At 70.1% G+C, this 7,093-nt stretch carries 5 protein-coding genes; 2 read left to right on the plus strand and 3 right to left on the minus strand.

Going from position 1 to position 7,093, the window contains the following annotated elements:
* Together M8H82_RS24520 and M8H82_RS24525 are read right to left on the minus strand one after the other, a co-directional pair.
* The gene (locus M8H82_RS24520) at positions 1–639 is read right to left on the minus strand and encodes an HAD family acid phosphatase (RefSeq protein ID WP_250077159.1); all 639 of its coding nucleotides are present in this window, start codon (positions 637–639) and stop codon (positions 1–3) included.
* 112 nt (positions 640–751) lie between these two features.
* Complete coding sequence (locus M8H82_RS24525) at positions 752–3,868, minus strand: NACHT domain-containing NTPase (protein ID WP_250077160.1); 3,117 nt, start codon at positions 3,866–3,868, stop codon at positions 752–754.
* A 373-nt stretch (positions 3,869–4,241) separates the two neighbouring features.
* On the opposite strand from M8H82_RS24525, the gene M8H82_RS24530 reads away from it, so the two are divergent.
* Positions 4,242–4,838, plus strand: a complete 597-nt coding sequence (locus tag M8H82_RS24530; protein WP_250077161.1) for a M23 family metallopeptidase — start codon at positions 4,242–4,244, stop codon at positions 4,836–4,838.
* On the opposite strand, the gene M8H82_RS24535 is transcribed toward M8H82_RS24530, so the two are convergent.
* Positions 4,835–5,428 (minus strand): TetR/AcrR family transcriptional regulator, encoded by a 594-nt coding sequence (locus M8H82_RS24535; RefSeq protein WP_250077162.1) that lies wholly within the window; start codon positions 5,426–5,428, stop codon positions 4,835–4,837. The genes M8H82_RS24530 and M8H82_RS24535 overlap by 4 nt on opposite strands.
* Positions 5,429–5,556: 128 nt before the next feature.
* Between M8H82_RS24535 and M8H82_RS24540 the strand changes: the two genes are divergently transcribed.
* Positions 5,557–7,093, plus strand: a 1,537-nt coding sequence (locus M8H82_RS24540) for an MDR family MFS transporter (RefSeq protein ID WP_250077163.1), incomplete at its 3' end; no start/stop codon positions are given.

Genomic DNA, 7,093 nt, shown 5'->3' on the forward strand with positions numbered 1-7,093 from the left:
TCAGGACAGCTGGCCGTCGTAGTCCGGCAGCTTGTACGTCCTCTCGGCGTGGCCGCCGGAGAGGTCGGTGGTGTTGTTGCCGATGTTCGCGATGATCGTGTAGCCCTTGTTCTCGATGTCGACGCGCTGGGCCGTCTTGTAGTCGCCGACGTTCTTGAACAGGTCGAGGAAGCCGCGGACGTAGAGCCCGGCGACCTTGTAGCCGCGGTACTTGAGGTTGTAGTCCGTGACCGAGTGGATGATGCCCGGGCGGGCGGTCACGAAGAACAGGGCGACGCCGTGCTCCTGCGCGTACTTGGCGACCTCCAGCACGGGCCGGTTGGCCGGCTGGGGGTAACTGAAGCCGAAGTCGGTCTCCAGGGTGGTGTTGTCTATGTCGAGCACGATCGCCTGCTTCTCGCCCGGCCTGGGGCTGGCGATGCGCTCCTTCAGCTGGGGCAGGGCCTGGTTCATCACCAGTCGGCAGTCCCGCTGCCAGGTGTCGTAGTCGACGTCCGCTGCGGCGGCAGCGGTGGCGGTGGCGACGGCCGGTGTGCCGGTGCTCGTCGCGGCCTGGGCGGGTCCGGCGAAGGCCACCAGGGCGGCGGCGGAGGCGGCGGTGGCACCTGTGCGGAGCGCCCAGGGGCGTCGGGTGGTCATGGGTGTGGGGGTCCCTTCGCGTACGGCCAGCATGTCGTGTGCATGTTCGTGGGACTGGGTGGCGCGAGGGGAACCGTAGGGTTACCGGACGGTAGGTGGCTAGGGGTGTGCGTCACACGACGCGGCGGATCCGTTCGAAGGAGGGGGTCGCCGGTAGGTGGGCGAGCACGGCCGGGGGAATGTCGGTGACGTCGGGGGCGTAGACGACGGTGACCGAGCGCAGGTCCGGGAACAGGTCCGGGACCGCCGACAGATCCTCGGTGCCCTGGAGGTTGTTGAGGCGGAGGTGGGTGACCCCGGGCAGGGGCGGACCCTGCCAGCCGCCGTTGTGCTGCCAGTCGATGTGCAGATGCCGCAGCTCCGGGAGGCGGGCGATCTCCTCGTGGTCGGCGGGGGAGAGCGGGGAGGTCAGCTTGGCGAGGCTCAGCCGCTTCAGCGAGCGGAAGTGGCGCAGGCCGCGCAGGCCGGTCAGCTCCAGGGCGTGCTTGGTGAAGCGCAGGTAGCGCAGTCCCAGGTCCCGCGGCAGGGCCTCGTCGAGGGAGGCGCCCTCCAGCAGGACGCCGAGGTCGAGCTGGTCCAGGGTCGGCGAGCCGGCGAGGACGGACAGGTCGAGGCCCCGGGGCAGCAGGTCGAGGGAGAGCCAGATCAGCGGAAGACGGGCCACCGCGGACAGGTCCTCCAGGTTCAAGCAGCGGCTCACGTCCAGATAGCTGAGCCGGTGCAGGCCCGACAGGCAGCTGAGATCACGTAGTTCGTCGTTGGCGCGGAGGACGACCTCGGTCGTCACCTCCGGATCGAGCGCGGCGCCGATCTCGTCCGCCGCGATACCGCCGACGAGCTGGACGGAACGCCTGCCGCCGAGGGTCCGCAGAAAACGCAGGTGCTCGGCCGAGCGTGCGGTGAAGAACAGTTCCTCCTGCGGGAGATGGGCGATGATCTCCTCGCCGTACCGGCGCGTGCCGAACCGGGACCAGGACCAGGAGAGCTGGGCCCGCACGTCCAGCGCCGGATGGCTCCGGAACCGGGCCAGCACCGGCAGTGCCGCCTCCGTGCCGATGAGGGACGCGGTGACGACGACCGCCCGCGCCTCCTCCTCGTCCAGGCCCTCCGGGCCGGGCAGCAGCTCCAGGGCGAGCGGTCCTACGCCGGCCAGGGCGCGGGCTTCTTCCGTGGTGCGGGGCGGGATGAGCGAGGCCGCGTTCCGCTCGACCTCCGCCCGTACCCGCGGGTCCAGCTCCGTCGCGTGCTCCAGGGACGCCAGCGCCAGCAGCCGTATCCGCGCGCTCACCGCTCCGTCCGCCCGCTCCGCCGCCGTACCCAAGTCCCGCAGCAGATCCGCCCGTTCGCGCGGGCGCGCATGCGCCACCGCCATCCGGAGCACGTCCGCCCACTGCTCGTCCGCGGCGCCGCGCACCAGCAGGCCGAAGTCGCCGTCCTCCACGGCGGCCTTGGCGCCCAGGTAGTCCTGGAAGGTGCGGTGGACGAACTCGACGGTCCCGGCGGCCGGTTCGCGCAGCAGGCCGCTGCGGACCAGCAGATGGCGCAGGATCTGCCCGGCGTCGCCCTGGTCGCCGGCGACCGGCAGGGACGGCAGGACGTCGGCGATGATCCGCTCGGCGCGGTCGCGGTCCAGCTCGGACTGGTTGTTGCGGATCAGCCAGTAGGCGAGCCGCTGCAGGAGCTGGATCTGCGGCAGCTCCGTGAGGAACACTCCGTCCCCTTCCCCGGGCGGGAACATGTCCCGCTCCTCGTCCCGCCGGGCCAGCAGCATCGACAGGGCGGCGTCGTACAACTCCTTGCGGCCGTGCGGGAGATACCCCCGCCGGTCCCGGTGCAGGGCGCAGATCAATCCGCACATCAGCGGGTTGGTGGCGAGCCGCCCGAGGTCCGGCTTGGTGCGCACGGCGTCGAGCAGGGAGCGCCGGTAGTCGTCCAGGCGCTCCGGGTCGGGCGCGTCGATCCGGGCCGCCGTGTGCCAGCGGTCGATGAACGCGGCGACGTCGTCCTGGCTCATCGGGGTGAGCGCCAGCTCGGTGAAGCCGTCCGCGGCCAGCCAGTCCTCGTGCACGGCGGAGGGGCGGGAGGTGACCAGCCACTGGTTGCCCGGGTAGACGTCGAGGAGGTCGCGCAGCCAGCGGCGGGTGCGTTCCCGCTCGCGCTCGGGTATCTCGTCGATGCCGTCGATCAGCAGCAGGCCGCGGCCCGCGGTCAGGACGCGGTCGGCCCAGCCGTCCGGCTGGCTGCCGTGGAAGGGGACGCGCACGGCGGACAGGAAGGCGTCGGGCGCCGGGAGGCCGTGGCGGACCAGGGTGCGCAGCGGCAGCACGAACGGGACCCGGTCGCCGCGCTCCCCGCGGGCCGCGGTCACCGCGAGCCACTGCACGAGGGTGGTCTTGCCGGAGCCGGCGACCCCGCGCAGCAGCACCCGGTCGTGTTCCGCGAGGGCCTGCTCGGCGGGGAGGGTGCCGGCGGTGGAGGCGATGTGCGGCCGGCCGGGACCGGTGGCGCGGTCGTCCTCGGCGGGGCCGAGGGCCTGGAGGCTGAGGTAGGCGGCGTCCAGGGGCCAGCGGTCGGGGGAGTGGGCCAGGTCGATGCCGTAGATCGTCAGCCGACCGTGCCTGGTGGGGACGTAGGACAGATAGCGCCGCTCGAAGGCGGTGTCGGTGCCGCCGGTGGGCGGGGTGCGGGCGATCAGCTCGTCGACCTTGGCGATCAGCTCGTGCTGCCGCCGGGACTGCTCGACGAGGGTGCGGGCGACAAAGGCGGAACGCTGGGTGAAGAAGTGCACGATGTGCAGGCAGGCGGCGGTCAGCAGGCGGTCGTAGAAGTGACCCGCGTCATAGGAGAGTTCGCGGTCCGGGTGGCCGCTCGCGCCGCGCAGGGTGGCGGCCAGGTGCTCGTGCCCGAGATCCACCGCCTGGACGTCCGTCATGGCCAGGTCGCCCAGGGCGTACAGGGTGCCGGCGAGGGCGTGCACGACGGCCTGCTCCTCGTCGGCGCCGATGGGGCGCTCGCCGCCCTTGAGGGCCTGGCGCACCAGCTCGGCGGAGAGCTTGTGCAGGGTGGGCCGATCCAGGGTGCTCCGCTCGCCCCGGAAGGACACCAGCGCCGAGAGCCTGACCGGCCGGTCCACCAGGGCGGCGCCCGGGCCCTCCTTGACGAACAGCTTCCGTACCAGCGGACCGATCAAGCCGGACGCCAGCCTGGCGCCGAGTACTGCCGGGTCCAACCCGCCCTCCCCCGTCGTCACATGAACGCAGGTCAGCGTAGCGCCGGTCACATTCCGGCGTCCCTGGATCTTGGCGCCCGGTGACATGCCGCACAGGCTTTTTGTCCGTTACTAGGCGGAATAGTGGAAAGGCCCGTTAGGGCAAAAAGGACTTTTGCCTCGGAACCCTCAGGCCGGTTTTCCAGTCATGACCTGATTCGTCCCGGATGGGAGCTGTGTCAAGAAGCGGGCAGTTTTCCGGTGAAGTACTAGCTTGGCTCGTAGATGGGGGGTTTGGGCGCTGATGGGACTCGGGGGTACCAAGGAACGGCCCCATCCGGCAGCCGTCCGAGCGCCGGGTGGTTCTCATGTCCCCCACCCCCCGAGGTTTTCGATGTCCCAGCGCGTCTCCGTCCGTTCTTCCCGTACGTCCACGCTCCGCACTCGCGTCGCCGCCGTGGCCGCCGCCCTTGGGGCGTCGGTCGTGCTGGGGGCCGGAGTCGCCACGGCCGCACAGCCCGCCGTCGCCCAGGCCGCCACGACCGCGAAGACCGCCAAGGCGGCCAAGGCCACCTCCTGGGTCAAGCCGGTGAAGAAGTACACGAAGTCCGCGAGCTACGCCCAGAACGGCGGCATGTGGCAGTCCACCCACAGCGGCCAGGACTTCGCCGTCGCCAGCGGCACCCAGGTCTACGCCGCCCACGGCGGCACCGTCGTCAAGGCCGGCTCCAACGGCGCCGGCGACGGCCCGGCCTACGGCAACGCCGTCGTCATCAAGCACGGCAACGGCACGTACTCCCAGTACGCCCACCTGTCGAAGATCCAGGTGAAGGCCGGCCAGATCGTCAAGACCGGCCAGCGCATCGCCCTGTCCGGCAACACCGGCAACTCCAGCGGTCCGCACCTGCACTTCGAGATCCGTACGACCGCCAACTACGGCACGGCCGTCGACCCGGTGGCCTTCCTGCGCGCCAAGGGCCTGTCGCTCTAACCCCGCGTGCTGCCGCGATGGGCCTGGGTCACCAGGTCCATCGCCACCTCCAGAACGGCCTCGCGCTTGTCCCCGGGATCGGCGTCGAGGTCCTGGAGGAAGAACATCCCGGCGTGCAGCGTGAAGATCGCGCTGACGTAGCGGACCTGTTCCACCAGGGGGGCGTCCGGGTCGCTGATGATCTCGCGCAGCCCCTGCAGGCGCTCCTTGAACGTCTCGCCGACGCGCAGTTCCCGTACCGTCGCCTGGTTCTCCTGCATGAAGCGGAACAGCGGCGCCGCGTCGGTCAGGGCGTCGTTGTAGCGCCGTACGATCTCCTGCTTGGTCTCCAGGGTGTGCGGCTGGCCCTTGCCCCACTCGATCAGGTCCAGGATCGGCCGCGTCAGATCGTCGTAGATGCTGACCAGGATCTCTTCCTTGGTCTTGAAGTGGTAGTAGAGCGCCGCCTTGGTGACGTCGAGGTGCTCGGCGATCTCCCGCAGCGAGGTCTTCTCGTACCCCTGCTCGGCGAAGAGCTCCAGTGCCACGTCCTGGATGCGCTGGCGGGTGTTGCCGCGGCGCCGCTGCCTGGTGCCATCCGTGCCGCCCATGCCGCCCATCCTCGTACTCCTCGACGCTTGCCAAAAACTTACTTGACGCCCGGCTAGTTACGCCTCTACTTTCCTGCAGTGTAGACAACTAGCCGGTCGGCAAGTAAGTAGCTGGGGGAGTGGGAGTCATGGCGCAGACACAGGCCGTGGACGCGGTACCGGAGAAACCGGCCAGGAGTGTGCGGGTGGTCCTGCTCGCGCTCATGATCACGATGATGCTGGCGATGCTCGACAACATGATCATCGGTACGGCGATGCCGACGATCGTGGGCGAACTGGGCGGGCTCGAACACCTCTCCTGGGTCGTCACCTCCTACACCCTCGCCACCGCCGCCTCCACCCCGCTGTGGGGCAAGCTCGGTGACATGTACGGGCGCAAGGGCGTCTTCATGAGCTCGATCGTGCTCTTCCTGGTCGGCTCCATGCTCAGCGGCATGGCCCAGGACATGGGCCAGCTCATCGGCTTCCGGGCCGTCCAGGGCCTCGGCGCCGGCGGACTCATGGTCGGCGTGATGGCGATCATCGGCGACCTGATCCCGCCCCGCGAGCGCGGCAAGTACCAGGGCATGATGGCCGGCGTCATGGCGCTCGCGATGATCGGCGGACCGCTGGTCGGCGGCACCATCACCGACCACTGGGGCTGGCGCTGGGCCTTCTACATCAACCTCCCCCTCGGCATCGTCGCCCTGCTCGCCATCAGCGCGGTCCTGCATCTGCCGAAGAAGCGGGCGCAGGCGCGGATCGACTATCTGGGCGCCGCGCTGCTGACCGTCGGCATCACCGCGATCGTGCTGGTCACCACGTGGGGCGGCACCGAGTACGCCTGGACGTCCGCGCGGATCATGGAGCTGATCGGCATCGGCGTCGCCTCGCTCGTCGGGTTCGTGTTCTGGCAGACCAAGGCCGCCGAGCCGGTGCTGCCGCTGCACATCTTCCGCAGCCGCAACTTCACGCTGATGTCCGTCATCGGCTTCATCACCGGCTTCGTGATGTTCGGCGCCACGCTCTTCCTGCCGCTGTACCAGCAGTCCGTGCAGGGCGCGTCCGCGACCAACTCCGGGCTGCTGCTCCTGCCGATGCTCGGCGCGATGCTGGTGACCTCGATGGTCGCGGGCCGGGTGACCACCAACTCCGGGCGCTACTACGTCTTCCCGGTCGTCGGCAGTGTGCTGATGGTCGTCGGGCTGTACCTGCTGTCCACCATGGACACCGGGACCTCGCGGCTGGTCTCCGGGGTGTTCATGGCCGTGGTCGGTCTCGGCATGGGCTGTCTGATGCAGATCACCATGCTGGTCGCCCAGAACAGCGTGGAGATGAAGGACATGGGCGTCGCGTCCTCCTCCACCACGCTCTTCCGCACCCTCGGCTCCTCCTTCGGCGTCGCGATCATGGGCGCGCTGTTCAACAACCGGGTGGGTGACGTCATGGCCGAGCGGGCCGGGGCGCTCGGCTCCAAGGTGACCGAGCAGTCCGCGCAACTGGACGCGGCGAGCCTGGCGAAGCTGCCCGAGGCGGCGCGGGAGGCGTACCAGCACGCGGTGTCCGCGGGCACCCACTCGGCGTTCCTGCTCGGGGCCGTGGTGGCGGTGGTGTCGCTGATCGCCGCGGTGTTCGTGAAGGAGGTCCCGCTGAAGGGGGCTGGCCCCAAGGAGGACACCCCGACGC

The organism is Streptomyces sp. YS415 (genome assembly GCF_023544665.1).
Classification (GTDB): domain Bacteria; phylum Actinomycetota; class Actinomycetes; order Streptomycetales; family Streptomycetaceae; genus Streptomyces.